At 74.3% G+C, this 26561-nt stretch carries 25 protein-coding genes, 1 tRNA gene and 1 other RNA gene; 8 read left to right on the top strand and 19 right to left on the bottom strand.

The features are described from left to right. Positions 1 to 11 precede the first annotated feature (11 nt). On the top strand, positions 12 to 1046 hold the full coding sequence (locus ACI784_RS09500) for an AraC family transcriptional regulator (protein ID WP_457013368.1): 1035 nt from the start codon (positions 12 to 14) through the stop codon (positions 1044 to 1046). A 438-nt stretch (positions 1047 to 1484) separates the two neighbouring features. Here ACI784_RS09500 and rnpB read toward each other — a convergent pair. From rnpB to ACI784_RS09530, 6 genes are all read right to left on the bottom strand, one after another. Then, an RNA gene (rnpB, locus tag ACI784_RS09505) (RNase P RNA component class A) lies at positions 1485 to 1886 on the bottom strand. A gap of 54 nt (positions 1887 to 1940) precedes the next feature. Further along, positions 1941 to 2660 (bottom strand): PIG-L deacetylase family protein, encoded by a 720-nt coding sequence (locus ACI784_RS09510; protein ID WP_457013294.1) that lies wholly within the window; start codon positions 2658 to 2660, stop codon positions 1941 to 1943. Between the two features lie 15 nt (positions 2661 to 2675). Then, the gene (locus ACI784_RS09515) at positions 2676 to 3236 is read right to left on the bottom strand and encodes a dihydrofolate reductase family protein (RefSeq protein ID WP_457013295.1); all 561 of its coding nucleotides are present in this window, start codon (positions 3234 to 3236) and stop codon (positions 2676 to 2678) included. A gap of 30 nt (positions 3237 to 3266) precedes the next feature. Beyond that, a complete protein-coding gene (locus ACI784_RS09520; protein ID WP_457013296.1) occupies positions 3267 to 3974 on the bottom strand; it encodes an alpha/beta fold hydrolase in 708 nt (235 codons plus the stop codon). Between the two features lie 4 nt (positions 3975 to 3978). Then, positions 3979 to 5505, bottom strand: coding sequence for an MFS transporter (locus tag ACI784_RS09525; RefSeq protein ID WP_457013297.1), 1527 nt, complete (start codon positions 5503 to 5505; stop codon positions 3979 to 3981). A gap of 53 nt (positions 5506 to 5558) precedes the next feature. Further along, positions 5559 to 5918, bottom strand: coding sequence for a DoxX family protein (locus ACI784_RS09530; RefSeq protein WP_457013298.1), 360 nt, complete (start codon positions 5916 to 5918; stop codon positions 5559 to 5561). Positions 5919 to 5942: 24 nt separating this feature from the next. Between ACI784_RS09530 and ACI784_RS09535 the strand changes: the two genes are divergently transcribed. Both ACI784_RS09535 and ACI784_RS09540 read left to right on the top strand, forming a co-directional pair. Beyond that, on the top strand, positions 5943 to 6698 hold the full coding sequence (locus ACI784_RS09535; RefSeq protein WP_457013299.1) for a sulfite exporter TauE/SafE family protein: 756 nt from the start codon (positions 5943 to 5945) through the stop codon (positions 6696 to 6698). Between the two features lie 145 nt (positions 6699 to 6843). Next, positions 6844 to 7062, top strand: a complete 219-nt coding sequence (locus ACI784_RS09540; protein ID WP_456923537.1) for a hypothetical protein — start codon at positions 6844 to 6846, stop codon at positions 7060 to 7062. A 94-nt stretch (positions 7063 to 7156) separates the two neighbouring features. Here the strand turns inward: ACI784_RS09540 and nadA are convergent, their stop codons facing one another. The 7 genes from nadA to ACI784_RS09575 all read right to left on the bottom strand — a co-directional run bounded on the left by nadA (position 7157) and on the right by ACI784_RS09575 (position 13547). Continuing rightward, positions 7157 to 8188, bottom strand: a complete 1032-nt coding sequence (gene nadA / locus ACI784_RS09545) for a quinolinate synthase NadA (RefSeq protein WP_456923538.1) — start codon at positions 8186 to 8188, stop codon at positions 7157 to 7159. Positions 8189 to 8307: 119 nt separating this feature from the next. Then, the gene (locus tag ACI784_RS09550) at positions 8308 to 9402 is read right to left on the bottom strand and encodes a bifunctional RNase H/acid phosphatase (RefSeq protein ID WP_457013300.1); all 1095 of its coding nucleotides are present in this window, start codon (positions 9400 to 9402) and stop codon (positions 8308 to 8310) included. Next, entirely contained in the window at positions 9399 to 10139 is a 741-nt protein-coding gene (locus tag ACI784_RS09555; RefSeq protein WP_456923540.1) for a zinc ribbon domain-containing protein, read from the bottom strand. Before ACI784_RS09555 ends, ACI784_RS09550 begins: the two co-directional genes overlap by 4 nt. Before the next feature lie 47 nt (positions 10140 to 10186). Beyond that, positions 10187 to 11824, bottom strand: coding sequence for a monocarboxylate uptake permease MctP (gene mctP, locus ACI784_RS09560; RefSeq protein ID WP_456923541.1), 1638 nt, complete (start codon positions 11822 to 11824; stop codon positions 10187 to 10189). Positions 11825 to 11827: 3 nt separating this feature from the next. After that, positions 11828 to 12109, bottom strand: coding sequence for a DUF3311 domain-containing protein (locus ACI784_RS09565; RefSeq protein ID WP_457013301.1), 282 nt, complete (start codon positions 12107 to 12109; stop codon positions 11828 to 11830). A 41-nt stretch (positions 12110 to 12150) separates the two neighbouring features. Then, the gene (locus tag ACI784_RS09570; protein WP_457013302.1) at positions 12151 to 12996 is read right to left on the bottom strand and encodes a Nif3-like dinuclear metal center hexameric protein; all 846 of its coding nucleotides are present in this window, start codon (positions 12994 to 12996) and stop codon (positions 12151 to 12153) included. 41 nt (positions 12997 to 13037) lie between these two features. Then, positions 13038 to 13547 (bottom strand): GNAT family N-acetyltransferase, encoded by a 510-nt coding sequence (locus tag ACI784_RS09575; protein ID WP_457013303.1) that lies wholly within the window; start codon positions 13545 to 13547, stop codon positions 13038 to 13040. A 109-nt stretch (positions 13548 to 13656) separates the two neighbouring features. Here ACI784_RS09575 and ACI784_RS09580 point away from each other — a divergent pair, with 109 nt between their 5' ends. The 3 genes from ACI784_RS09580 (at position 13657) to ACI784_RS09590 (ending at position 18084) form a co-directional block, all read left to right on the top strand. After that, on the top strand, positions 13657 to 15567 hold the full coding sequence (locus tag ACI784_RS09580; protein WP_457013304.1) for an FUSC family protein: 1911 nt from the start codon (positions 13657 to 13659) through the stop codon (positions 15565 to 15567). An 86-nt stretch (positions 15568 to 15653) separates the two neighbouring features. Further along, positions 15654 to 17063, top strand: a complete 1410-nt coding sequence (locus tag ACI784_RS09585) for a WS/DGAT/MGAT family O-acyltransferase (RefSeq protein WP_457013305.1) — start codon at positions 15654 to 15656, stop codon at positions 17061 to 17063. A 22-nt stretch (positions 17064 to 17085) separates the two neighbouring features. Then, entirely contained in the window at positions 17086 to 18084 is a 999-nt protein-coding gene (locus tag ACI784_RS09590) for an NAD-dependent epimerase/dehydratase family protein (protein ID WP_456923547.1), read from the top strand. Positions 18085 to 18087: 3 nt separating this feature from the next. Here the strand turns inward: ACI784_RS09590 and ACI784_RS09595 are convergent, their stop codons facing one another. Then, positions 18088 to 18981, bottom strand: coding sequence for an alpha/beta fold hydrolase (locus ACI784_RS09595; RefSeq protein ID WP_457013306.1), 894 nt, complete (start codon positions 18979 to 18981; stop codon positions 18088 to 18090). Positions 18982 to 19151: 170 nt separating this feature from the next. Between ACI784_RS09595 and ACI784_RS09600 the strand changes: the two genes are divergently transcribed. Further along, positions 19152 to 19958 (top strand): esterase/lipase family protein, encoded by an 807-nt coding sequence (locus tag ACI784_RS09600; protein ID WP_456923549.1) that lies wholly within the window; start codon positions 19152 to 19154, stop codon positions 19956 to 19958. Between the two features lie 51 nt (positions 19959 to 20009). Here the strand turns inward: ACI784_RS09600 and ACI784_RS09605 are convergent, their stop codons facing one another. From ACI784_RS09605 to ACI784_RS09625, 5 genes are all read right to left on the bottom strand, one after another. Further along, complete coding sequence (locus ACI784_RS09605) at positions 20010 to 20810, bottom strand: alpha/beta fold hydrolase (RefSeq protein ID WP_456923550.1); 801 nt, start codon at positions 20808 to 20810, stop codon at positions 20010 to 20012. A gap of 11 nt (positions 20811 to 20821) precedes the next feature. Continuing rightward, positions 20822 to 22069 carry an LLM class flavin-dependent oxidoreductase gene (locus ACI784_RS09610; RefSeq protein WP_456923551.1) on the bottom strand — a complete coding sequence of 416 codons (1248 nt, stop codon included), beginning with the start codon at positions 22067 to 22069 and terminating at the stop codon, positions 20822 to 20824. A gap of 197 nt (positions 22070 to 22266) precedes the next feature. After that, positions 22267 to 22338 (bottom strand) — tRNA-Val (locus tag ACI784_RS09615). 74 nt (positions 22339 to 22412) lie between these two features. After that, positions 22413 to 22874 carry a peroxiredoxin gene (locus ACI784_RS09620; RefSeq protein WP_457013307.1) on the bottom strand — a complete coding sequence of 154 codons (462 nt, stop codon included), beginning with the start codon at positions 22872 to 22874 and terminating at the stop codon, positions 22413 to 22415. A gap of 48 nt (positions 22875 to 22922) precedes the next feature. Beyond that, positions 22923 to 23348 carry a DUF3052 domain-containing protein gene (locus ACI784_RS09625; protein ID WP_097204297.1) on the bottom strand — a complete coding sequence of 142 codons (426 nt, stop codon included), beginning with the start codon at positions 23346 to 23348 and terminating at the stop codon, positions 22923 to 22925. A gap of 386 nt (positions 23349 to 23734) precedes the next feature. On the opposite strand from ACI784_RS09625, the gene aceE reads away from it, so the two are divergent. Next, complete coding sequence (gene aceE / locus ACI784_RS09630) at positions 23735 to 26542, top strand: pyruvate dehydrogenase (acetyl-transferring), homodimeric type (protein WP_456923553.1); 2808 nt, start codon at positions 23735 to 23737, stop codon at positions 26540 to 26542. Positions 26543 to 26561 lie beyond the last annotated feature (19 nt).

Here is a 26561-nt window from a genome sequence, read left to right on the forward strand (position 1 = left end):
GGGTGATCGGGATGCGCCCGTGCGTCCGCGCCGCCACGCTCGACGGCTACGTCGAACTCGCCCGCTCCCTCGGCCTCGACCCGGTCGGGTTGCTGGGGAGCGTGGGGCTGGACGTGGCCGATCTCGCGACCCCGGAGAAGTGGATCCCCGCCGCCGACGTCGCGCGGCTGCTGCAGCTGTCCGCGGACCGGTCCGGGCACGAGGACCTCGGGCTCCTGCTGGCCGCCCGCCGACGGCTCGCCACGCTCGGCCCGCTCAGCGTGGTGCTCCGGCAGGAGCCCGACCTGCGCAGCGCCCTGGCCCTGCTGGGCGGCTACGAGCGCAGCTACAACGAGGCCCTGCACCTGCGGCTGGACGAGGCAAACGGCCTCGCGACGATCCGGCTGTGGCTGGAGTTCACCGAGCCGGCGCCCGTCCGCCAGTCCCTGGAACTGGCGACGGCGGCCCTGCACGGCATCATCGGCGAGCTGCTGGGCCGGGGCTGGGAGCCGCTGGCCGTGTGCTTCGCGCACCCGCCGCCGGAGGTGCTCCGGACGCACCACGCCACCTTCGGCCCACGGCTGCGGTTCGACCACCCGTTCACCGGGCTGGTGTTCTACGCCGACCAGCTGGACGCCCCGAACGCGGTGGCCGACCCGCTGCTGCGGCCCTACGCCCGGCAGTTCCTGCGGTCGATCCCCGCACCGCGGGGCGCGACGGTCGCCGAACGGGTCCGGGAGCACGTCGAGGTGCTGCTGCCGCTGGGCCGGTGCTCGACCTCGCAGGTCGCCCGCAGCCTCGGCATGACCGAGCGGACCATGCACCGCCGGCTGGCCGCCCAGGACGAGAGCTTCACCGGGATCGTGAACGCGCGGCGGGCCGCGCTGGCCGAGCGCTACCTGGCCGACGACCGCCACACGCTGACCGACGTCGCCCACCTGCTCGGGTTCACCGCGCCGAGCGCCTTCTCGCGGTGGTTCCGCACCCGGTTCGGCGTCACGCCGTCCCGGTGGCGGGCGACGGTCCGCCGGGCGGCCGGCGGAGGCTCCCCGCCCTCCTCCGCGTGAAGCCGGTCCGCGGCCGCGTCGATCAGCCGATCGGACGGGCTCGACGGCTCCCCTGCGTGGGCCGCTCCCGGACAGCACCGGCATCGGCCCACCCGGCGGCCGACGCCCGAGGCGCCCGGTGCTCCTCAGGTTCCTCCGCGCTCGCGGTGGCCCATCGCCAGCCGGACCACAGCGCGGCGGACAAGGGCAGCCACGCCAGGAGCGGCCACATCCACCAGACCATCGACGTCCCCCTCGCGCGGTTCGGGTGCGACGGGCCGCTCGCCCACGGGGGAGAGGCGAGCGACCCGTCGCGGGGGTCACGCTGCCTCCCGGCCGGGAGGCGGAGCACCCCCAGATGCGGGGTCGTACGACTACGCGTGCTGGGGGCTTGACGGAGCGTGCCGCGCGTTGCCGCTGCAACCGGAGGCTGCAGAAGCGCTGGTCAGCGGGGGACGACGGACGAGTCGGCCTGTACGCCGGGTTCTGTCCCCGGGTGCCTCGCGGCCTCCCGATGGGCGGTCATCCATCTAGGCCTGCCGTTGCCGGCAGGCTCCAGCGGTCCACCCGCAGGCATCGGGCGGGCAACCCTCGAACGCCTGCGCAGGACGGCGGTGCGACCGCCGTCCCTCTCGACCTTGCTCCGGGTGGGGTTTACCGAGCCACACCGGTCACCCGGTGTGCGGTGGTCTCTTACACCGCCGTTTCACCCTTACCAGCGCACGCGCTGGCGGTCTGTTCTCTGTGGCACTGTCCCGCGGGTCACCCCGGGTCGCCGTTAGCGACCACCCTGCCCTGTGGAGCCCGGACGTTCCTCGGCGACGGGGTCTCTCCCGCCGACGCGACCGCCCAGCCGACTCGTCCGTCGTGACCCCAGTCTAGTGAACGGCCCGGGTCAGGGGACGGACGAGGCCGTCAGCCCCAGTAGAGGCGGAACCCGACCCGCCGTCGGCCGTCCTCGGTGAGGGTCGCCATGTCGACGATCTGACGTGCCTGCTCCTCGACGGGGTCGGTCGAGATCAGCTCGAGGTACCGGCGGTGCTCGCAGAGGGAGGCGACCGCGGCGTCCACCTGGTCGCCGACGTCCACCTCGTGCGGCGGGTCCAGCATCTCGCTCACCGCGATGTACTGCACACCGCCCCATCGCGGCTCGGTCAGCTCCGGGAAGATCCACTCGTTCCCCGCGTCGGCGACCGCGTCGAGCACGCTCTGCCCCAGCGCCCGGTGGTCGGCGGAGTTCACGTACGCGGGCGACAGGCCGGGCGGCGTCCACGTCGGGCCGAAGTAGCCGGTGACCACGAGCTCCGGCCGGTGGCGCCGGATGGCCCCCGCGATGGCCCGCCGGAGGTCCAGCCCCTCGACCAGCCGGCCGTCGCGCAGGCCGAGGAACTCGACCTCACTGACCCCGACCGCGGCGGCCGACCGGCGTTCCTCCTCCTCGCGCAGGCGCCCCGCCTCCTCCGGCGGCACGCCTGCCATGCCCGCCTCCCCGCGGGTCGCCAGCAGGTAGTGGACCTCCTTGCCGGCCGCGGTCCAGACGGCGACCGCGGCGGCGAGGCCGTACTCGATGTCGTCGGGGTGGGCGGCCACGACGAGGGCCCGCTGCCAGTCGGCGGGCATGGGCTGGGTCGGCATGGCGGCAGTGTCCCGTCAGCCGGCCGTCGGCCGGTAGGTCAGCAGCGTCGTCCCGGCGCGGAACTCCTGCGCGCCGATCCGCTCCAGCGGGACGTCGACGCCGTCGGGGAACAGCCGGCGGCCGCGGCCCAGCACGCGGGGGAAGACGAACAGCCGGTACTCGTCGACCAGCCCCGCCCCGATCAGCGCGTGGCACAGCGTGATGCTGCCGGTCACGCCGATCTCGCCGTCGTGCGCGGCCCGCAGCGCGCGCACCTCCTCGACGGGGTCGCCGGACAGCACGCGCGTGTTCGCCCACCCCGGCTCTCCGAGGGTCCGGGAGACGACGAACTTCCGGACCCCGTCCAGGTGCCGGGTGATCCCCGTCCGGTCGTCGGTCCGGGCCGGCCAGAAGCCGCGCATGGCCTCGAACGTCCGCCGGCCGACCAGGAAGCCGGTCTGGCCGGCCATCTGCTGCTGCACGACCGCGAGGACGTCGGCGGTGTCCTCCTCGTCCCCCTGCGGGTCGAACCACCCGTCGAGGGCCTCGACCACGCCGTCCAGGGTGCTGTTCTGGGTGATGACCACCTGTCCCATGCCCGATCCGACTCGGCGGCGGGCCGGAACTCATCGGCGCCCGGCGACCTCCAGCAGCACGGCGGCCAGCTCCTCCGGCGCGCTGACCATCGGGTCGTGCCCGGTGGCCAGCTCCACGACCTCCCAGCCGGGCTGCTCGCGCACCAGCCGCCGCGACGGCTCGATGGTCGGCAGCGGCGGGGAGGTGCAGTCGACGAACGTCCGAGGGCGGGCCGCCCACCGCGCGGCGTCGAAGTGCAGGGGGTCGTCGTAGACGCCGCCGGGCTGCGGGGTCTGCCGCCGGTCGACCCACGCGGCGTCCTCCCCGGTGAGCCCGAACACCGACGCCGGCGGTGGCGGGATCACCCCGTCGCGCGCGACCGCCGCCCGCCGCTCCGCCTGCGCCTCCGGCGGGTTGCGGGTCGACCAGCTCTCCCCGGGCGTCGGGACGACGGCGTCGACGTAGACCAGCCGCCGCACCTCGTTCCCCAGCCGGTCGGCCGCCCCGGTGACCACCATGCCGCCGTAGCTGTGGCCGACCAGGACCGCGTCCCGGCACTCCTCGGCCCGGACGGCGCTCACGACGTCCTGCACGTGGGTGTCGAGCGTCGTCGCCGGTGACAGGGCGGCGGCCCGCTCCCCCAGCCCGGACAGGGTCACCGGGACGACGTGGTGCCCGGCGGCCCAGAGCAGCGGCAGCACCCGCCGCCAGCACCAGGCCCCGTGCCAGGCGCCGTGGACGAGGACGATGTCGGTCATCCGGTCATCGTGCCGGGGAGGGCTCCCGGCCGGCCTCCGGGGCCGCCTGCCGGTGCGCGGCCGGCGCCCCGGCGCGCACCAGCCAGAACACCAGCAGGCCGCCCAGCAGGCCCGCCGCGCCGCAGGCGAGGAACGCGTCGCGCAGCCCGTCGGCGTAGGCGGCGGAGACCAGCTCGCCCAGCGCGGGTCGGGCGGCCGGGTCGGCGCCGGCCAGGATCGCCGGGGCCTGCCCGCCGGAGAGCGCCGCCGCCGTCCCCGCGGGGTCGGGCACCCCGCCGTCGCGCAGCGTCGCCCCCGCGGACGCGGTGAACACCGCACCGAGGATCGACACCCCCACCGCCAGGCCCAGCTGGCGGGCGGTGTTGACCGCGCCGGAGGCCATGCCGCTGCGCTCGCGCGGCACCGCGGCCAGCGCGGCCGAGGCCAGCGTCGGGTTGGACGCCCCCACCCCGATGCCCATGACGGCCAGGCCGGGGACCAGCACCGTCCAGCTCGAGCCGGCGTCCACGAACGCCAACAGCAGCGCGCCGATCCCGATGAGGACCAGCCCCGACCCGAGCACCAGCCGCGGCGACCGGGTCTGCAGGAACCGTCCGGTGCCGGCGGCGACGGCGAAGCTCATGAACGACAGCGGGATGAACACCAGCCCGGCCCGCAGCGGCGACAGGCCCTCGATCGACTGCAGCCACAGCGAGGCGTAGACCAGCTCGGAGAACGCGGACAGGTTCAGCAGCAGGGCGCCGATCATGATCCCGGTGAACGACCGGTTCGCGAACAGCCGGACGTCGAGCATCGGCGCCTTCTGGCGCAGCTCCACCGCGACCCACAGCGCGAGGACGGCGAGGCCACCGGCCAGCGGCCCCCACGCCTGCGGCTCCCCCCAGCCCGCGGCGGCGGCCTCGACCAGCCCGTAGACGACCCCTCCGGCACCGGCGGTGAACAGCGCGATCCCGAGGACGTCGGGCCGCGGTGCCGCCGACTGCCGGAACTCACCGACGACGGCGAGGGTCAGCACCACGGCGAACGCGCACACCGGCAGGTTGACGAAGAAGATCCAGCGCCACGACAGTTCGGTGAGGGCACCGCCGACGATCGGCCCCAGCGCCGCGGCCGCACCGACCACCGCGCCCCACACGCCGAACGCCGTCCCCCGGTCGCGGCCCTCGTAGCTGTCGTTGATCAGCGCGATCGTGGTCGCGAACATCGCCGCCCCGCCGACGCCCTGCAGCCCCCGGGCCGCCACCAGCCAGCCCGCGCTCGGCGCCAGCCCGCAGGCCAGGGAGGCGAACGCGAACACGACCAGGCCGATCAGGAACACGCGGCGGCGTCCGTAGAGGTCGGCGACCGAGCCGGCGCCGAGCACCAGTGCGGCCAGGGCCAGCGCGTAGACGTCGACCACCCACTGCAGCTGGTCGAAGGACGTCGACAGGTCCGTCGCCAGGGCGGGCAGGGCGACGTTCACGATCGTGATGTCGATCAGCAGGATGAAGGTGCCGGTACAGATCGCGACCAGCGGCAGCCACGTGCGCACCGGCCCAGGGTGCCCTGCCGGTGCAGAGTGCAACCGACCGCTCGCCGTGGAGTTCACCGCTCCCGCGCCACCCGCAGCGCCACGCGCACCAGGGGCCACTGGACCGGCAGCCGGACGGCGGCCAGCGCCAGCGGCACCGGCCGGTGCGGCACCACCCGGAACGTGTGCAGGTGCGCCGGGACGAAGCCGACCAGCAGCGCCGCGGCGGTCCAGCCCCCGAGCCGGCGGGTCCGCGGGACGGCCATCAGCGCCGCTGCCCCGATCTCGGCCACGCCCGTGGCGGTCACCCAGGTGTGCGCGTCGCCGAGCTCGGGCGGTACCAGCCACTCGAAGGTCCGCGGCCGCACCAGGTGCAGCACGCCCGACCCGCCCAGCGCGGCCAGCAGCACCCTCGCCCTGCCCGGGAGTCCCACCGGCCCACCGTAGGCTCGCCGTCCGTGTCCGCCCTCGACCTGGCCATCACGGCGGGCGTCGCCCTCGTCGCCGGTGTCATCAACTCCGTCGCCGGTGGCGGGTCGCTGATCCTGTTCCCCACCCTGGTGGCGCTCGGGCTGGGCACGGTCGCCGCGAACGTCACCAACTCGATCGCCCAGTGGCCCGGCTACCTCGGCGGGATGCTGGGCTTCCGCCGCGAGTACGCCGGCCAGCGCGGGCGGCTGCTGCGGTTCGGGCTGGTCGCGCTGCTCGGCGGCACGGCCGGCAGCGTGCTGCTGCTGACCACCCCCACCGAGGCCTTCGACGTCGTCGTCCCCGTGCTGGTCCTGCTGGCCAGCCTGCTGCTGGCGGTGCAGCCGCTGCTCACCCGGCAGCTGCGTGGGGCCGAGGACGGCGCCCCCCGCCGCGACCCGTGGTGGCTGTACGCGGCGCTGTTCCTGGCCACCGTCTACGGCGGGTACTTCGGCGGCGCGCTCGGGGTCATCCTCGTCGGCGTCCTCGGGGTGGGGTTGCACCGGCTCGGGCTGGCCAACGCGCTGAAGTCGGCGCTGTCGGCGGTCACCGCCACGGTCACCCTCGTCGTCTTCGGCATCTGGGGACCGGTGGACTGGCTCGTGGTCGCCGTCGCCGCCCCGGCCAGCCTGCTGGGCGGGTTCGTCGGCGCGCGGATCGCCCGGCGCATCCCGGCGACCCCGCTGCGGGTGTTCATCGTCGTCTTCGGCGTCGCCGTCTCGGGCTACCTGTTCACCCGCATCTGACCCTGTCTCCACGGGGCACGGGCGGCGTTGTGAGCGGCGTTACGGGTCTGACCCCGCTGACGCGTGTGACGGACGGGTCCACCGGCACCGCGGACACGCGCTCGCGGTGCCCCGCCGGGCGGCTCCGGCTGCCTACCGTCGGCCCATGCGCGAGAACCGACTCCCCCCGGTCCCGACCGCCCCCGAGAGCCCCGCCGCCCGGGCGCAGCGGCTGCACCTGGTCGCCGCCGCCCGCGTGGCCGCCGTCCGGCCCACCTCCGAGCAGCAGGTGTCCGACATCGTGCGGGTCACCGTCGACGACGAGGTGGACACCCGCACCTTCCGGGCGATCGTCGCCGACCTCTCCACCGCCGTCCGCAACTGACCGCCGGCCGACGAGCCCACCTCCGGTCCCCGGCCCCCTGCAGGGTCCCGCCCGCCGCGAGCCTGCGAGCGGTGGGGGGCAGGGGGTCCTTCTCCTACTCCCCGCCGCGGCCGGGCTCGCCGATCGCGATCATCGCCTCGACGGCCCGCCGAGCCCGGGCCGCGGTCCCGGGGTCGACGTCCACGGCGCCCTCCCCGGTGCGCAGCGTCTGCAGCAGCTTCTCCGGCGTGATCATCTTCATGTAGCGGCAGGCGGCGCGGTCGTTCATCGGGATGAACTGCGTGCCGCTGTTGAGCGCCCGCAGCTGGTGCAGGATGCCGACCTCGGTGGCGACCAGCACCTGCCTCGCCGACGTCCTCGCCGCCTCCTCGACCATGCCGCCGGTCGAGAGCACCCGCGTGCGCTCGGCCGGCAGGTCGCCGTGGCTGACCAGGTCCAGCACCGAGGTGGTGCAGCCGCACTCGGGGTGCACGAGGATCTCGGCGTCCGGGTGCGCGGCCACCTGCGCGCGCACGTCGGAGGGGCTGATGCCGGCGTGCACGTGGCACTCACCGGCCCAGATGTGGATGTTCTCCCGCCCGGTGACGCGCTTGACGTGCGCGCCGAGGAACTGGTCGGGGCAGAAGAGGATCTCCTTCTCGGCCGGGATGGACCGGATCACGTCGGCGGCGTTGGACGACGTGCAGCAGATGTCGGTCTCGGCCTTGACCGCCGCGGTGGTGTTCACGTAGCTGACGACGACCGCGCCGGGGTGCTGGGCCTTCCACTCGCGCAGCTGCTCGGCGGTGATCGAGTCGGCCAGGGAGCAACCGGCGGCGTGGTCGGGCAGCAGCACGGTCTTGTCCGGCGAGAGGATCTTCGCCGTCTCGGCCATGAAGTGGACGCCGCAGAAGACGATCTCGCGGGCGTCGGTCTGCGCCGCGACCCGCGACAGGTACAGGGAGTCGCCGGTGAAGTGGGCGACGTCCTGGATCTCGGGCACCTGGTAGTTGTGCGCCAGGATCACCGCGCCGCGCTCGTCGGCCAGCCGGCGCACCTCGGCCGCCCAGCTCTCGTACTCGGCGGACGACAGGGTGCGCTCGTCACCGACGACGGCGGACGTGGCGGGCGCGATGGTGGCGGTCACGGAACTCCTCGGGTGTGGGCGTGCAGCACCATGATCCACCGCACCGGTGGCCGAGTGTGGTGCGGGGCACCTCGTGCAACGCCGCTCCCCGACCGCCCCTTCCCGGCCGGGGAGCCGGCTCAGCGCAGGTGGCTCGTGTCGTTGACCAGCCGGACGGCGGAACGCCCGTCGGAGCTCCACGCGACGGTGCAGAAGGACGCCGCCTCGAGGAACACCCGGTGGACGACGTCGTCGGGCACGTCGAGGCCGGCCGCGAGCAGCAGCTTGATCGGCGTCACGTGGCTGACGACGAGCACCGTCTTCCCGGCGTGCTCGCGCAGGACCCGGGCGCGGGCCCGCCCCACCCGGACGCTGACGTCGGCCACCGACTCCCCGCCCGGGGCCGCGACCGTGACGCCCTCGGAGAACCGGCGGGTGGCCAGCGGGTGCTGGGCGCGCGCCTCGTCGGCGGTGAGCCCCTCGAGCCGGCCGAAGTCCAGCTCCACCAGGTCGTCGTCGACCTGTACCGGCAGCCCCAGCGCCCCGGCCACGATCTCCGCGGTCTCGCGCGCGCGCCGCAGGGGCGAGGAGACGACGACCTCGATGCCCAGCTCCTCGGCCCGCTTGGCGGCGGCCTGGGCCTCGGCGCGCCCGGTCGCCGACAGCGGCAGGTCGTTGCGGCCGCTGTACCGACGCTCGGGGGTGTGCTCGGTGCGGCCGTGGCGCAGCAGGTGCGTGACCGTGGTGACGGCCGGCGCGGGCGCGGCGACCGGCTGGACGTCGTCCTCGGTCGTCGCCGGCTCGGCGGCGAGGTCGCGGCGCACGGGGCGGCCGTCCATCGCGCTGTTGGCGAGGGCGTCGGCGGCACTGTTCTGCGCCCGCGGCACCCACGTGTAGCGGACGCCGCCGAGCTGCCGGGCGATCTGCTGGGCCTGCAGCGCCAGCTTCTGCATGTCGGGGTGCTTCACCTTCCAGCGACCCGACATCTGCTCCACGACGAGCTTGGAGTCCATGCGGACCTCCACCTCGGCGCTCGGGTCCAGGTCCAGGACGGCCTGCAGCCCGGCGACCAGGCCGCCGTACTCCGCGACGTTGTTGGTGGCCCGGCCGACCGACTCGGCCCGCTCGGCGAGCACCTTCCCGGTACGCGCGTCGCGGACCAGCGCGCCGTAGCCCGCCGGACCGGGGTTGCCCCGTGAGCCGCCGTCGGCCTCGACGATGACCTTGCGGCTCACAGCCCGCTCTCCGCGGTGCGCACGAGGATCCGGCCGCAGTTGTCGCAGCGGACGACCTCGTGCGGGTCGGCGTTGCGGACGGCGGCGAGCTCGCGGCCGAACAGCTCCAGCCGGCAGCCCTGGCACTGGCGGGCCTTGAGCATCGCCGCGCCGGTGCCGCCGGTCTGGGTGCGGATCCGCTCGTACAGCGCCAGCAGGTCGGCCGGGACGGCGGCCGCGGCGGCGCTCCGGGCGGCCTCGTGCCGGGTGGTGCCCTCGGCGATGTCGGCGAGGGCGTCGTCGCGGAGCTGCTCGGCCCGCTCCCGGTCGGCCACCGCCTTCGCCCGGCCCTCCTGGGCGCGGGCCAGCGTGGCCTCGGCGGTCTCGAGCTGCTCCATGAGCTCGAGCTCCTGGTCCTCGAGGTCGGACTGGCGGCGCGCCAGCGAGTCCAGCTCGTGCTGCAGGTCGGTCATCTGCTTGGCGGCGACGCTGCCGGAGTCCAGCAGCTTCTGGTCCTTGGCCGCGCGCTGACGGACGGTGTCGACGTCGCCCTCCAGCCGCTTGACGTCGCGCTGCAGGTCGCGCACCTCGGTCTCGGCGCGCACCACCTGCTCGGCGAACTCCCGCTCGGCCTCGGCCGCGCTGTCGACCGCGGCCAGTTCCGGCAGCGTGCGCCCGCGGTGGGCCAGCTGGGACAGCGCGACGTCCTCGGCGGCGAGGACGAGCAGCTTCTGCTGGTCGAAGTGGTCGGCCTTCACCCGGCCAAACTACCGGGGCACCGCCCCGGCCACGGGGAGTCCTCCGACTACCTCCGCCCGGAGGGCTCCCCCGGCGCTCCCGGAGGCGCGGACGCCAGCGGGTCGGGCAGGTCGCGGACGGTCGGGTCCTCCCGCTCGGCGGTGTAGTCGGTCTCCGCGGTCCCGTCGACGCCGTCGTCCACCTTCGCCGCGCGCAGCGCCAGGGTGACCAGGACGGCGACGAGCAGGTTGACCAGCAGCGCGAGGATGCCGGCGTACACGCTCCACGTCGTGTCCAGGCCCAGCTTCGCCAGCGGGAACGACGACCCACCGAAGTGCTCCCGGACGATCGCGCCGTCCGGCCCCAGCCGCGGGATGTTGTAGAGCATGAGCAGACCCGCGGCCATGCCGGCCGCCCAGCCGGCGACGAGCCCGCCGCGGTGCAGCCACCGCGTGTAGAGGCCCAGCGCCACCGCGGGCAGCGTCTGCAGGATGATCACCCCGCCGATCAGCTGCAGGTCGATCGAGAACTGCGGGTCGATGAAGAGGATCGCGGCCACCGCGCCGACCTTCACCACCAGCGAGGTCACCTTGGCGACCTGGGCCTCCTGGTGCGGGGTGGCGTCCTTCTTCAGGTACTCCTTGTAGATGTTGCGGGTGAACAGGTTCGCCGCCGCGATCGACATGATGGCGGCCGGGACCAGCGCGCCGATGCCCACGGCCGCGAACGCGATGCCGGCGAACCAGCTGGGGAACATCTCCTGGAACAGCACGGGGACGACGGTGTTGCCGTCTCCGCCGATCGGCTCCACGCCCGCGGCGATGGCCATGTAGCCCAGCAGCGCGATCAGGCCGAGCGCCAGGCTGTAGGCCGGCAACGCGCTCATGTTGCGCTTGAGCACGTCGCGGCTGCTCGCGGCCAGCACGCCGGTGATGCAGTGCGGGTAGAGGAAGAGGGCGAGCGCCGAGCCCAGCGCCAGCGTCGCGTAGCCCAGCTGGCCCGACGCCGGCAGCAGCACACCGGACGTGGCGGAGAACTTCTCCTCCGCGGCGCCGAAGATCGCCTCCCAGCCCCCGAGCTCCACCGGGATGACGATCACCGCGACGATGATCGTCAGGTAGATCAGGGTGTCCTTGACGAAGGCGATCAGCGCGGGCGCCCGCAGGCCGGAGTTGTACGTGTACAGCGCCAGGATGACGAACGCGACGATCAGCGGCAGCTCGCCCTCCACCCCCATCGCCTTGAGCACGGCCTCGATCCCGACCAGCTGCAGCGCGATGTAGGGCATCGTCGCGACGATGCCCGTGATGGCCACGAGCAGCGCCATCGTCGGGGAGTCGAACCGGCTGCGCACGAAGTCGGCCGGCGTCACGAAGCCGCGCACGTGGCTGACCGACCACAGCCGGATGATCACCAGGAAGACCAGCGGGTAGATCACGACCGTGTAGGGGACGGCGAAGAAGCCCGCCGCGCCCGCGCCGAACATGAGCGCCGGGACGGCGACGAACGTGTAGGCGGTGTAGAGGTCGCCGCCCAGCAGGAACCAGGTGATCCAGGAGCCGAAACTGCGGCCGCCCAGACCCCACTCGTCGAGGTGCATGAGGCTCTCCGCGCGCCGCCACCGCGCGGCGACGAACCCCATCACGGTGACGACGAGGAAGAGGACGACGACGATGACGAGCTCGACGACGTTGACCCCGTCCACGGCTCAGCGCTCCGGGTCTCGTGCGACGGGCTCCCGCGCGGTGTCCCGCCCGGGCCTGCCCCGCCGCGTCGCCCGGTGGACGACGACCGTGGTGAGGACGCCGACGGCGACGAACGCCAGCTGGGCCCAGTAGAAGAACGGCCAGCCGAAGAGGGTCGGCTCGACGCGGTTGTAGAGCGGCACGATCAGCGGCACCACGATCGGGACCAGCAGCAGCCAGTTCCACGGGCTGCGGTCACTGCGCCGGGGCGCGACGTCCCTGGGCGGTGTCGATGCGGTCGTCATCTCCGGCCCCCTCCCCCGAGGGGTCGGCTGGCCCCTCGGCCTCAGCCGGCCGCAGCCGCGGCCGGGTCCCCGTCACCCGCGGCGTGCCACGTCCAGGGATCGGTGCGGCGCCGGGAGACGGCCACCTCCACCCGCCCGGACAGGTCGTGGTGGAGCACGTCCGCCGCGACCGGCAGCCAGGGCCACTCGGAGGCGAAGTGTGCCACGTCACACAGCGCCGGACCGCTGGTCTCGAGCGCCTCCGAGACGGGGTGGTGCCGCAGGTCGCTGGTCAGGAGGACGTCGGCACCGGCGGCGGCCGCGGCGGGGAGCAGCGAGCCCCCGCTGCCGCCGCAGACGGCGACCCTCTCGATGCGGCGGTCGGGGTCGCCGGCGGCGCGGACGCCACCCGTGGTGTACGGCAGGACGGCCCCGACGTGGGCGGCGAACCGGCGCAGCGACATCGGCTCGGCCAGCCGGCCGACGCGGCCCAGTCCCGCCCGCGGGTCGGTGGGCGTCGGCTGCAGCGGGACGGCGTCCACGAGCCCGACCGCGCCGGCGAGGGCGTCGTTGACCCCGGAGTCCGGCGCCCGGTCGGCGTTGGTGTGCGCGGCGAAGAGGCCCGCACCGGCCCGGATCAGCCGGTGCACCAGGCGGCCCTTCGGGTCGCTCGCCGGCACCCCGTGGACGGCCCCGAGGAACAGTGGGTGGTGGGTGACCAGCAGCTGCGCCCCGGTCTCGACCACCTCGTCGACGACCGCCGCCACGGGGTCGACGGCGAACAGCACCCGCTGCACCGGCTCGTCGGGGTCCCCGCAGACCAGCCCGACGGCGTCCCACTCCTCGGCGAGCGCGGGGTCGTAGCGGGCCTCCAGGGCGGCGACGACCTCCCCCAGCGTCACGGTCACGGCCGGACTGTAGGTGAGCGCCGCCCGCCTCCCCCTGTCGATCATGGGGTCGGTGCCGGCGACACGGGCCGCGCCATCACCACCCGCCGTCCGTGCCGGTCCAGGCCGAGCGCGCGCTCGGCGTCCTGCAGCGCCCGCAGTCCCGGCCCCGGGTGCGGCAGTTCCCGCCAGCCGTGCCGGGCGTACCAGGGCGCGTTCCACGGGACGTCGGCGTAGGTGAGCAGGGTGACCCGCCGGGCGCCGGCCTCCCGGGCCGCCGCGACGGTCGCGGCCAGCAGGGCCGCCCCGATCCCCCGGCGCATCGCGCCGGGGTGCACCGACAGCTGCTCCAGGTGGACGTCGCCGTCGACCCGCTCCAGGACGGCGAACCCGAGGACCGGCCGCCCCGCGACGAGCACCCGCCAGGCCGCCGCCCGCTCCTCCACCGCGGGTGGAGGCGGCAGGTCGAGCACGCCGCGGGCGCGGAACAACCCGTCGGCGGCCAGCTCCACCGCCGCAAGCCCGGGCAGGTCGGCGGCGGTCGCGACCCGCACCGCCGGGACGTCGCTCACGGCGGCAGCCTGCCCGAGGAGCGGCGCACGCGGGCCACCGACCGGGATGGAAAGCTCGGGACCCGTGGCGGAGAGGGGCCCGCGGGCACCGGCGTGGCTCGAGGAGCTGGTGCGGACCAAGCGCCCCCCGGTGCCGTGGCGCGACGTCGTCCGGTACGCGGTCTCCATCCCCGCCCCGCTCGCGCTGGCCGTCGTCGTCGGCGGCGGTGTCCAGCCGGGGCCGGCCCTCGCGGCGGGCGTGTTCGGCACCATGGGCGCGCTCGTCACGACCCTCGCACCCCAGGCCGGGCCGCTGCGGGACCGGCTGCGCCGCATCGCCGCCGCGGTCGGCTTCGGCACCGTCGGCCTGCTGGCCGGCCAGTACGCCACCGGCGGCGGGTGGCAGCCGGTCGTCGTCATCGCGCTGCTGTCGGTCGTCGCGGCGCTGGTGAGCGGCATCAACGCGGCGCTGTCGCTGGGCGCCCTCCAGCTGCTCGTGTACACCGCGCTCTCCTCCGGTCTGGTCACGGCGCTGTCCACGGCGCAGGAGATCGGCTTCTTCCTCGCCGGGGCCGCCTGGGCGACGCTCACCGCGCTGGTCCAGGCCCGCACCGAGGTCCTCGACCCCGACCGCACCGCCGTCGCCGCCGTCTTCACCCGCATCGGCGAGCTGCTCACGGCCAGCGGCACCCCGCGGTCGGACGACGCGCGGCGGGACCTCACCACGGCGCTGAACGCCGCCTACGACCGGGTGATCCGCAGCCGCAGCCACTCCGCGGGCCGCAGCCGGGAGCTCTCCGAGCTGGCCGGGGTGCTCAACGCGGCCGCGCCGCTGGTCGAGGGGACGGTGGCCGCCGCCCGCGCCGGCGTCCCGGCCGACCCGCAGGACGTCACCGCCGTCCACGCGCTGGCCGCGACGCTCAACGGCACCCGCGACCTGCCGGCCGAGCGCCCGCCGGCCCTGGAGGACGGGTCGCCGGCCCGCCGGGCGGTGCGGCACGGCGTCCGGCTGGTGTGGAACGTCGTCGGCGACCCCGAGGAGCGGGCGGGTGCCGCCGCCCCGCGCCCCCAGGTGGACCTGCGCACCCGGCTGCGGGAGCTCGTCGACCGCACCTTCGGCAGCCGGGACACCCGCGACTTCGCCCTCCGCCTGGCGCTGTGCATGACGATCGCCGAGGTCGCCCGGCAGTACCTGCCCGTGCAGCGCCCCTACTGGGTGCTGCTGACGGTCGCGATCGTGCTCAAGCCGGACTACGGGTCGGTCTTCGGCCGGGCCGTGCAGCGCGGTGCGGGCACCCTGCTCGGCGTCCTGCTCGGCTCGGCCCTGCTGGCGGTGCTGCCCCGCAACGGCTGGGTGCTCGTGGCCATGGCGGCGGCGGCCGCCGTCCTGCCCTGGGCGCGGGCGGCGAACTTCGGCCTGTTCTCGGTCTTCCAGACGCCGGTCATCATCCTGCTGCTCGACCTCGCGCTGCCCAGCGACCCGGGCCTGGTCGGCGCCCGCCTGGTGGACACCCTCATCGGCTGCGCGATCGTGCTCGTCTTCGGCTACCTCCTCTGGCCGCAGACCTGGCGGGCCCCGCTGGACGAGGCGCTGCGCGACGCCGCGCTGGCCCTCGACGCCTTCGTCGAGGCCGCCTTCACCGGCGGTCCCGTCGAGCGGCGCCGCGCCCGCCGCCGCAACTACCGGGCCCTCACCGAGCTGCAGACCCAACTGCAGCGCCGGCTGGCCGAGCCGCCGCCGGTGAGCACCCGCGCCGCGGCGTTCTGGCCGGTGATCGTGCAGCTGGAGCGGACCTCGGACGCCGTCACCGAGGCCGTGATCTCCACCCGCCAGGGCGAGCCGGCGCCCGACCTCGCGCAGGTCGCCGTCCTCCGCCGCGCCATCCGGGAGCTGGAGGCCGACATCGAGGCCCACCGCGCGCCGGACGACGCCGAGATCCACGCCGAGGGGGTGCTGGCCCCCGTGGCCCGCGAGGTGGACGCCGCCCGCCGGCTGGTCCGCGACGCCGCCCCCGGCCGCCCTCGCCCCGGGGAGGGATGACCCGCGCGGTCCCGGTGGACGCGACCGGCGCCACCGTGGTCGGCTTGCAGCCCCCAGCGAGGACGACGAGAGGCGGGGAGCTGACCGTGGACCGCTTGAGCCCGACCGATGCCGGCTTCTACTACGCGGAGAGCGAGAACACGCCGCTGCACGTCGGGTCGGTGTCGGTGTTCGAGGGCCCGGCCCCCTCCTACGGCGACGTGGTCCGGCTGCTGCTGGCCAAGCTGTCCCTGGTCCCCCGCTACCGGCAGCGCGTGCGGGAGGTCCCCCTGCAGCTCGGCCGGCCGGTGTGGGTCGACGACCCGCACTTCCAGATCCTCTACCACGTGCGGCACACCGCCGTCCCGAGCCCGGGTGGCGACGAGCAGCTGCGCAACCTCGCCGGTCGCGTCCTCGGCCAGCGCCTGGACCTCGCCAAGCCGCTGTGGGAGCTCTACCTGGTCGAGGGGCTGGAGAACGGCCGCTGGGCCCTGATCTCCAAGGTGCACCACTGCATGGTCGACGGCGTCGCCGGCACCGACCTCATGCAGCTGGTGTTCGACCTGACCCCGGACGCCACCCACGCCGAGCCCCAGGACTGGACGCCGCAACGCACCCCGTCGAGCCTCTCGGTCGTCGCCGGCGCCGTGCAGGACGCCGTCACGCACCCGCTGCGCCAGTTCACCCGGCTGCCGGGCGCCGGCAGCCTGACGCAGGCGTCCAAGGACGCGGTCCGCGCCGGCCGCCAGCTCGCGGCCGGCCTCCCGGCGGCCGCCCGCCGCGCCGCCGGCCCCACCGCCCGGTCGCTCAACGGCCCGATCGGCCCGCACCGGCGCTGGGCGTGGACCGAGGCGCAGCTGGCCGAGCTCAGGGGCGTGCGCGCGGCGCTGGGCGGCACCGTCAACGACGTCGTCCTCGCCGGGATCACCCGTGGCTTCCGGGACCTTCTGGAGCGGCGCGGCGACCTGCGCGACGAGCTGGTGGTGCGCTCGATGGTGCCCGTGTCGGTGCGCCAGGCCGGCGAGCGCAACACCCTGGACAACCGGATCTCCGCCGTCTTCGTGGACCTGCCGGTCGGCGAGCCCGACCCGGTGGCGCGGCTGGCCTCGGTGCGCCGGCAGATGGACGACCACAAGCGCACCCTCGCGGCGGTCGACGCCCGCTCGATCATCGCGATGGGCGACTTCGTGGCGCCCACGCTGCTCTCGCTGGGCGTGCGGGCGGCGCTGGCGACCGGCCAGGTGCTCGGCCAGACGGTCACCACCAACGTGCCCGGCCCTCGTGTGCCCCTCTACGTGCTGGGCCGGCGGATGTGCTCGGCGCACGCCTACGTGCCGATCGCCGGCGGCATGCGCGTCTCGATCGGCATCTTCTCCTACCTGCAGACGATGACCTTCGGCATCAACGCCGACTTCGACGCCTTCCCCGACGTCGACGTCCTGGCCCGCGGCATCCGCCGCGGGGTCGACGAGCTGGTCGCCGCGGCCCGCGACGCCGCCGCCTCGGCCGCGACCTGACGAACGACCGGGAGAGTGGGAGATGCCCGCGCCTGACACCGACCTGACCGTCGCCGTCACCGGCCCCACCGGCACCTTCGGGGCCGGGCTGCTGCCGCTGCTGCAGGCCGACGACCGGGTCCGGCGCGTCGTCGGCATCGCCCGGCGGCCGTTCGACCCGGCCGAGTACGGCTGGACCAAGGTCGAGTACCGCCGGGCCGACGTCCGCGACGCCGCCGCGATGCGGACCGCGCTGTCCGGCGCCGACGTCGTCGTCCACCTGGCGTTCCACGTCACCGGCAACGCCCCGCGACGGACGGTGCGGTCGATCAACGTCGACGGCACGCTCACCGTCTTCCGGGCCGCGGCCGACGCCGGCGCCCGCCGGTTCGTGCACGCCTCGTCCGTCGCCGCCTACGGCTGGCACGCGGACAACCCCGAGCGGATCGGCGAGGACTGGCCGGTGCGCCCGGCCGCCCGGCTGTTCTACGCCCGGGAGAAGGCCGAGCTCGAGCACCTGCTCGACGCCGAGGCGGCCGCCACCCCGGACCTGGCGCTGTACCTGCTGCGCCCGACGGTGGTGCTCGGCCCGCACGCGGTCGGCGCCAAGCAGGTGCTGCCCGGGCCACTGGCGCCGCTGGGCCGGCGGCTGCTCGGCCACCCCCGCCGGCTTCCGCTGCCGCTGCCCGTCCTCGTCCCCGAGCTGCCGGTGCAGTTCGTCCACGAGGAGGACGTCGGCCGCGCGCTGCAGCTGTGCGTCGTCGGCGCCGGCCCGCCCGGGGCCTACAACATCGCCGGGGACGGCGTGCTCACCGCGGTCGACGTCGTCCGCGAGCTCGGCGCGCTGCCCGTCCCCCTGCCGGCCACGCCCACCCAGCTGACCGCCCGCGCCCTGGCCCGGCTGCCGTTCCTGCCGCCGGTCGCCGAGTGGGTGGAGGCGCTGAGCCGGCCGGCGATCATGGACACCTCCCGCGCCAAGGAGCGGCTGGGGTGGCGGCCCCACTGGACCGGGCTGGAGGCGTTGCGGGCCACCCTGCGGTGATCCTCAGGCCACGCCGGGCAGCCAGTCGAGCAGGTGCCCGGCCAGCCGCTCGGGGCACTGCAGCTGCGGCACGTGCCCGACCTCGGCGAGCTCCACGTACGTCCAGTCGGGGTGCCGGCGGGCGGCGTCGCGGGCCGCGGACACCGGCACCAGTCGGTCGCGGTCGCCGTGCACGAGCAGCACCGGGACGTCGACGGCCGCCATCGCCCGCCGGACCAGCCGCGGGTCGGCCAGGAGCAGCAGCAGCGACCGGGCCGCGGCGAGGAAGGCGCGGTCCATGCCGGCGACGTCCTGCCGCTCGTCGATGAGCGCGGCCGAGCGGTCGATGAGCGCCGGCGGCACCGTGGCGGGGTCGACCCCGCAGACCTCGAGCAGGTCGGTGACGCTGCCCCGCGCACCCCGCCGGCGGTGCCGCGCCGCGAGGTAGCGCTCCCCCACCCCGGGCAGGGCGTAGACGAGGAAGTCCCGGGCCACCACGGGGTCCAGCCGACCGCGGGGGCCCGGGACGGCGGGGTCGACGAGCACCAGACCGCTCACCCGCGCCGGGGCGCGGGCGGCCTCGAGCAGAGAGATCATCCCGCCCATCGAGTTGCCGACCAGCACCACCGGAGCGCCGGTCACGTCGCGGACGAAGCGGTCGAGCACCGCCACGTTGTCCCGCACCCGCGCCGTCCGGCCGCCCGGCTCGCTGCGGCCGAAACCGGGCAGGTCCAGGGCGTACACCCGCGCGTGCGAGGTGAGCAGCGGCGCGAGCAGGTCCCAGTTGAGGTGGGAGCCGCCCAGCCCGTGCACGAGGACGACGATCGGGCCGTCGTCGCGGCCGCCGAAGTCGACGTAGTGCACCGGACCGCCCAGGTCCACGGTCAGGCTGCGCCCGGGCGCGCTCGTGTCGTCCACGCCCGTACGGTTCCACGCCCTCGACCGGCGCGCCCGGACCGGCGCGTTGTGTCACAGGCCACAGTCACACTGCCGATGTGTCCGGGTGGGGGCGTCCGGGTGTCGCGGGCCTCCCCGGGTGGTACCGGGCGGAGGGCCGATCGACACGGTCGGCCGGCGAGGAGGACGACGTGGCACGACTGCGGGGCGATGGCCCGGCCATCCCGCTGTACCTGACCGAACCCGGGCGTGCGGTCGCCGACCTGGGGCTCTACCTGGCCACCCGCCCGGCACTGGTGCCGCGGCTGCCGCACGGCGACGGCCATCCGGTGCTGGTGCTGCCCGGCCTGCTGGGCGACGACACCTCCACCCGGGTGCTGCGCTCGGTGCTGCGCCGGCTGGACTACCGCGTCCACGGCTGGCGGCTGGGCCGCAACATCGGCCCCACGGCGCGCTGCGTCCAGGGCATGCGCGACCGGGTCGACGACCTCAGCGACCGGTACGGCCGACCGGTCAGCCTCGTCGGGTGGAGCCTCGGCGGCATCTTCGCCCGCGACCTCGCCCGCCGGACGCCGGACTCGGTCCGCCAGGTGATCACCCTGGGCAGCCCCTTCCGGCTGACCCGGCACAGCCAGAGCCACGCCTCGAAGGTGTTCGACCGCTACAGCCACCTGCACGTGGAGCACCGCGTGCTGCCACTGGAGCCCGACGCCTCGCCGCTGCCGGTGCCCGCGACGTCGATCTACTCCCACCTCGACGGCATCGTCCACTGGGAGACCTGCCTGGACACCCCGGGGACGCGGTGCGAGAACATCGCCGTCCTCGCCAGCCACCTCGGGCTCGGCCACCACCCGGCGGCCCTCTGGGCCATCGCCGACCGGCTGGCGCAGCCGGAGGGCACCTGGGCGCCGTTCCGCCCGCCGCTGGTGCTCCGCCCGGCCTTCCCCCGGCCCGACGTACCCGCCACCGCGCAGCAGCGGCCGGCCGCCGCGGCCTGAGGCCTGCGTCCTGCCCCCGCCGCACGCAGCGGCGGGGGCAGGACACCGCGGTCAGGCCTCCCGCTGGTCGAGAAAGCCGAGGACGAGGTCCCGGGTCCTCTCCGGCTGCTCCAGGTGCGGCAGGTGACCGGCGTCCTGCACGAGCTCCAGGCGCGCGTCCCGCATGCGGGAGGTGAACTCCTCGGCGTACACGGGGTCGACGAGCTTGTCCTGCGCGCCCCAGACCAGCAGCGTCGGTGCGGAGACCCGGTGGATGCGCCGGCTCAGGCCCTTGTCGGGCAGCGGCCAGATGAAGTGCAGGATGCTGGCCATCCGCATGGCGGCCTCGAACAGCGCCTGGGGATCGTCGGCCGGCGGGGTCAGCATGCCGGCCAGCGGGCTGGACGCGTCGGCCAGGCACACCCCGGGCAGCGCCTCCGGCGGGATCCCGGCGATGTCGGGGATCGGCTTGTCCTCCCGCCAGAACCCGATCGGCGCGATCAGCACCATCCGGGAGACGCGCCGCGGGCTGTTGGCCGCCAGCTCGGCGGCGACCATCCCGCCGAACGAGTGGCCGACGACCTGCACCTGGTCCAGTCCGAGGGAGTCCAGCAGGGTGTCGTAGAACAGCACCAGTTCCCAGATGCCGGGCAGGTGCTTCGCCAGCGCCTCGGTGTCGTTGGCCCCGGGGTGCTCGACGGCGTAGACGGTGTGGCCGGCCGCGAGCGCCTCGAGCAGCGGGTCCCAGACCAGGCCGCCGGCGCCGTGGAGGAACACGACCGGGTCGCCGGTCCCGGCGACGAGGACGCGGGCCTGCATCGGACCGACCTCGACGATGCGCTCGTCGACCTGCGCGGGTGCGGTGGTGGTCATCGGTCTCCTCCTCAGGCCTGGGCGCCGGCGGGCTCGGTGACGGCTCGGACGGCGGCCCCCGACGGCCACCACTCGTGGGTCCAGCCCTCGGCGTCCCACACGGTGCGGATCCGGGGCATGACCTCCTCGGCGAAGAGGGTGATGTTCTTCTTCGTCAGCTCGTGCGGCATCGAGCCGATCTGCAGCAGCGCGTGCAGGTTGCCGACGCGCAGGCTCTTCGCCACCTCGATGAGCCGGTCGGCGACCGTGGTCGGGCTGCCGGCGATGATGAAGCCCTCCTCGTTGAGGGTCTTCCAGTTCTTCTCCAGTGCGGCGGCCGCGGCGATGGCGCCGGGCTGGTTGGTCTTGATGGCGAACTCGGTGCTCTTGCGGGTGCGGTAGCCCGGCGCCTCGAAGAAGTACGGCGGGATGTGCAGGCACTTGTTGAAGAAGTACGAGACGTGCTCGAGGTACTCCTTCTCCGCGCGCTCGTCGGTCTCCGAGACGCAGATCTGCTGCGCGAAGCCGGCACGGAAGGGGTTCCGGTCGACCCCCATCTCGTCCATCTTCGCCCAGAAGCCGTCCATCAGCTTCTTGCCGAACTTGGCGCCGAAGAACGACAGGTAGCTGTACGTGTAGTTCTTGTTGGCCGCCAGCTCCCAGGTCTCGACCGACCCGCCGCCGGCCAGCCACACCGGCGGGTGCGGCTTCTGCAGCGGCTGCGGCCACGGGTTGACGTAGCGCAGCTGGTTGTACTGACCGTTGAAGGAGAACGGCCCCTGCTTGGTCCAGGCCTGGATGATCAGCTCCTCGGCCTCCCGGAACCGCGGCCGGGTCTGCGTCGGCGGCACCCCGTAGCAGAAGTTCACGTCCATCGACGTGCCGACCGGGAAGCCCGCCGCCAGGCGCCCGTTGGACAGGACGTCGAGCATCGCCATCTCCTCGGCGACGCGGGTGGCCGGGGAGTACAAGGCCAGCGTGTTGCCGAGCACCATGATCGCGCTGTTGTTCGGCGTCCGGCGGGCCAGCGAGGCGGCCATGATGTTCGGCGAGGCCATGAAGCCGTAGCCGTTCTGGTGGTGCTCGTTCACGCCCACCCCGTCGAAGCCGAGCCGGTCGGCCAGCTCCAGCTCGTCGAGGTTCCACTGGTAGTACTGCGCGACCTTCTCGGGGTCGCACAGCTCGGTGTTGGGCGGGGTGATCCAGATGCTCTCGTAACGCTGCTCGAAGTCCGCCGGGAGATCCCGGTAGGGCATCAGGTGGAAGAAGATCGACTTCATGGCCATCCCTTGGCTGAGTCGGCGCGCGCGGATCGGTGCGGGTGTTCCGAGAACGGTGTGACTCGGGTCACACCACCGGCACCCCAGCACTGATCGTCGCGCCGTGTCAACGGCCGCAGTCGGATGGCCACCGCCCGGGCGGGCGGCGCGGCGCGAGGACGCGCGGCCGCGGCACGGAGGGGATGGGGCGGGATGGGTGGGCGCGGCCGGGATCGAACCGGCGACCGCTCGCTTGTAAGGCGAGAGCTCTCCCGCTGAGCTACGCGCCCCGTGCGCCCAGGGTAAGGGCCCCGGGCGCCGGGTCGGGGGGAGGACCGGGACGCGCCCGGCCCTCCCCGACCGCTCAGGCGGCGATCTTCGCCACCGCGTCCTTCCAGCCGGACTGCTCGCGGGCGTCCCCGGGGGCGTTGACCTCGGCGAAGGCGATCTTCCCCTCGGCGTCGACGAGGAAGGTGCCGCGCACCGCCATGCCGGCCTTGTCGTTGAACACGCCGTAGGCCTGGGCCACCTCGCCGTGCGGCCAGAAGTCGCTCAGCAGCGGGAAGTCCAGGTTCTCCTGGGCCTTGAACGCCTTGAGGCTGAACACGGGGTCGGTGCTGATCGCGAGCACCGTGACGCCGGCGTCGGTGTAGGTGGTGAGCTCGTCCCGCAGCTGGCACAGCTCACCGGTGCAGATGCCGGAGAAGGCGAAGGGGTAGAAGACCAGCAGCACGGGCGTGCCCCGCAGCTCGCTCAGGGAGACGACCTGCTTGTCCTGGTCGGGGAGGCTGAACTCGGGCGCGACGTCGCCGACGGAGAGGCTCATGGGCCGATCGTGCCCCACCCGGCCACCGGAACCGGCCTGGGGCCTCCTTCAGCGGCGGCTGCGGGCGGTCTTGGGGGTGACCAGGCGGATGCCCGACCAGTCCTTGGCCGCGGAGATGCTGCTGGTCTGGGACAGGCCGGCGGTCGGTGCCACCTCGGTGACGTCGCCGGGCTCGACGTGGCCCGGCCGGCCGGACTTCGGCACCAGCAGCCAGACGACGCCGTCGTCGGCCAGGGAGGTGATCGCGTCGGTCAGGGCGTCGAACAGGTCGCCGTCGTCCTCACGCCACCAGAGGACCACCACGTCGGCCACCTCGTCGGTGTCCTCGTCGACCATCTCGCCACCGGAGACCTCGACGATCGAGTCGCGCAGGTCCTCGTCGGCGTCCTCGTCCCAGCCGAGCTCCTGCACGACCATGCCCGGCTTGATGCCCAGCCGGGCCGCCATGCTGGCGCTGCCCGAGTCGACGCTCATCCCTGCTGATCCTCCATGGGTTCCGATGCTGCTGACCGGTGGGCACGATCGTGCACCGTCCGGCAGCGGGTTGCTGGGCGAGGACTCACGGGCACGGACCCGTGCCGCACGCGCGGCGGCTGGGACGGACGCCGCCGGGGCCGGACACGACCAGCGGGAACGTTCCCCGCAGCCTGGTCATGTCACCCCTCTCCGTCCGCACCGGTGCCTGCACCTCCGTGGTCGAGGCGCCCCGTCCGGCCGGCGGTCCCGGTCGGACGTTGGCGGAAGCGTAGGGCATGCCTGGTCAGGTGCAACCTCTCGCGGAACGGCACCGCGCCGCCGCGCCGTCCCGACACGTGGGCGGCCGGGTGACGCCGGACGGGCCCGCGGGGGACGATGTGCGCATGAGCGCACCGCAGCAGTCGGACGGGGACCCCGCCCGCGATGCAGGTAAGGCCCGCGCGGTCATAACCAACGGGCTCCCCAGTCAGCTGGTCGACATCGACCCGGACGAGACCCAGGAGTGGCTGGAGTCCCTGGACGGCGTCGTCGAGCACGCCGGCCGCGGCCGGGCCCGCTACCTGATGCTCCGCATGCTGGAACGCAGCCGGGAGCAGCAGGTCGGCGTGCCTTCCCTGCGCAGCACCGACTACATCAACACCATCCCGCCCGAGCGTGAGCCGTGGTTCCCCGGCGACGAGCACGTCGAGCGGCGCATCCGGGCCTACATCCGGTGGAACGCCGCGATCATGGTCCACCGCGCCCAGCGGCCGGGGATCGCCGTCGGCGGCCACATCTCGTCCTACGCCTCGTCGGCCTCGCTGTACGAGGTCGGGTTCAACCACTTCTTCCGCGGCAAGGACCACCCTGGCGGCGGCGACCAGATCTGGTTCCAGGGGCACGCCTCCCCCGGCATCTACGCCCGCGCCTTCCTCGAGGGCCGCCTCGGCGAGCAGCAGATGGACGGCTTCCGCCAGGAGGTCAGCCACCCCGGCGGCGGGCTGTCGAGCTACCCGCACCCGCGGCTGATGCCGGAGTTCTGGGAGTTCCCGACCGTCTCCATGGGCCTGGGCCCGATCAACGCGATCTACCAGGCGCGGTTCAACCGCTACCTGCACTCCCGCGGCGTCAAGGACACCTCCGACCAGCACGTGTGGGCGTTCCTCGGCGACGGCGAGATGGACGAGCCGGAGTCCCTCGGCGCGATCGGCCTGGCCGCCCGCGAGGAGCTGGACAACCTCACCTTCGTCGTCAACTGCAACCTGCAGCGGCTCGACGGCCCGGTGCGCGGCAACGGCAAGGTCATCCAGGAGCTGGAGTCCTTCTTCCGCGGCGCCGGCTGGAACGTCATCAAGGTGATCTGGGGCCGGGAGTGGGACCCGCTGCTGGCCGCCGACCGCGACGGCGCGCTGGTGAACCTGATGAACACCACGCCCGACGGTGACTACCAGACCTACAAGGCCGAGGACGGCGCGTTCGTCCGCGAGCACTTCTTCGGGCGCGACCCGCGCACCCGCAAGATGGTCGAGGGGATGAGCGACAAGGAGATCTGGGCGCTCTCCCGCGGCGGCCACGACTACCGCAAGCTCTACGCCGCCTACAAGGCCGCCGTGGAGCACAAGGGCCAGCCGACGGTCATCCTCGCGAAGACCATCAAGGGCTGGACGCTGGGCAGCCACTTCGAGGGCCGCAACTCGACCCACCAGATGAAGAAGCTGACCGCCGAGGACCTCGCCGCGTTCCGCGACCGGCTCTACCTGCCGATCCCCGACGAGGCGCTGGACAAGACGCTGCCGCCGTACTACAAGCCCGCGCCGGACTCCGACGAGATGCAGTACATGCTCGAGCGGCGTCGGCAGCTGGGCGGGGCGGTCCCGCGCCGCCGGTCGGAGTTCAAGACGCTCAAGGCGCCGGAGGACAAGTCCTTCGACGTCCTCCGGCGTGGGTCCGGCAAGCAGGAGGTGGCGACGACGATGGCGTTCGTCCGCCTGCTCAAGGAGCTGCTCAAGGACCCCGAGCTCGGTCCGCGGTTCGTGCCGGTCATCCCCGACGAGGCCCGCACCTTCGGCATGGACGCGATGTTCCCGTCGCAGAAGATCTACTCGCCGCACGGGCAGCGCTACACGTCGGTCGACCGCGAGCTGATCCTCGCCTACAAGGAGTCCGAGCAGGGCCAGATCCTGCACGAGGGCATCAACGAGGCCGGCTCCGCGGCGTCGTTCACCGCCGTCGGCACGTCGTACGCCACGCACGGCGAGCCGATGATCCCGATCTACATCTTCTACTCGATGTTCGGGTTCCAGCGGACCGGCGACGCCTTCTGGGCCGCCGCCGACCAGATGGCCCGCGGCTTCCTGCTCGGGGCCACCGCCGGCCGGACGACGCTCAACGGCGAGGGCCTGCAGCACGAGGACGGCCACTCGCTGCTGCTGGCGCACACCAACCCCGGCGTCGTCTGCTACGACCCGGCGTTCTCCTTCGAGCTGGGCCACATCACCAAGGACGCCCTGCGCCGGATGTACGGCGAGGACCCGGGCGCCCCGCTCGGTGGCTCCCGCTCGCCGGACGTCATGTACTACCTGACGGTCTACAACGAGCCCTACAACCAGCCGGCCGAGCCGGAGGGCCTCGACGTCCAGGGCGTGCTGGCCGGCATGTACCGCTACGCCCCCGGCCGGGGTGACGGTCCCAAGGCGCAGGTGCTGGCCTCGGGGGTCGCGGTGCCGTGGGCGCTGCGCGCGCAGGAGCTGCTGGCCGACGACTGGGGCGTCTCGGCCGACGTGTGGTCGGTGACGTCGTGGACCGAGCTGCGCCGGCAGGCCGACGCGGCCGACGAGCACAACCTGCTCCACCCGGAGGAGGAGGCGCAGGTCCCCTACGTCACGCAGCAGCTGCAGGACGCGCCCGGCCCGGTCGTGGCCGTGTCGGACTGGATGCGGGCGGTGCCGGACCTGATCGCGCCGTACGTGCCCGGCGGGATGGCGACGCTGGGCACCGACGGCTTCGGCCTGTCCGACACCCGCCCGGCGCTGCGGCGGTACTTCCACGTGGACGCCGAGTCGATCGTCGTCCGCACCCTCGGCGAGCTGGCCAAGCGCGGCGAGGTCGACCGCGGCGTGGTCCGGCAGGCGGTGGAGAAGTACCAGATCCGCGACGTGCAGGCCGCGCCGGAGGACACCACCACCACTCCGGAGCAGCAGCCCAGCGCCTGAGCGGCAGGGGCCGGCGGCC

Source organism: Geodermatophilus sp. SYSU D01186 (assembly GCF_054050215.1).